Raw genomic sequence first — 700 nt, forward strand, 5'->3', positions numbered from 1 at the left:
GTTTAAAAATTCAAAAGTTAACATTACAAGTATAACGAAAGATAAGAAAGAAGCAGTTATAAGTGTTTCTTCAGATAAGAATCCAGGCGCTTTCTATATTTTTAATTCGGAAACTAGAAAATTAAAACAGTATGGCAAGTCTAAAAATATAGACACGAAGAAAATGGCCACTGTGAAGGGTATTAAAGTTAAGGCAAGAGATGGTCTTGACTTGTATGGCTATTTGACACTACCGAAAGGAACAAGTGGCAAAGTACCTTTAGTCGTAAAAGTGCATGGTGGACCTCATGGACCAAGAGATTACTGGGGTTGGGATGATGAAAACCAGCTTTTAGCAGCGAATGGTTATGGTGTTTTGCAAATCAACTTTAGAGGCTCTGGTGGTTATGGAAGAGTATTTGAAGAAATTGGTCACAGAAAGTGGGGCGCTGAAATGCAAGATGACATTACAGATGCGACTTTATGGGCAATAGATCAAGGCGTCACAGACAGAGATAGCATTTGTATTTATGGAGGAAGTTACGGTGGTTATGCATCAGCAATGGCAGTCGTAAGAGAGCCAGATTTGTATAAATGTGCGATACCTTATGTTGGTGTTTACTCATTACCAGTGATGAAAGTTGCAGGAGACATTCCAAGATCACGTTCAGGCAAGGTATTTTTAGATAAAGTTTTAGGTGAGAATGAAGAAGACTTACTA

1 protein-coding gene is annotated in these 700 nt (G+C 38.1%); it reads left to right on the forward strand.

The annotated features are described in order from the left end of the window. Nucleotides 1–163: 163 nt before the first annotated feature. Nucleotides 164–700: alpha/beta hydrolase family protein (locus tag ACGHEH_RS21675; RefSeq protein WP_390449853.1), on the forward strand; the 537-nt coding region annotated here is incomplete at its 3' end.

The organism is Pseudoalteromonas sp. MTN2-4 (genome assembly GCF_042848605.1).
GTDB lineage: Bacteria > Pseudomonadota > Gammaproteobacteria > Enterobacterales > Alteromonadaceae > Pseudoalteromonas.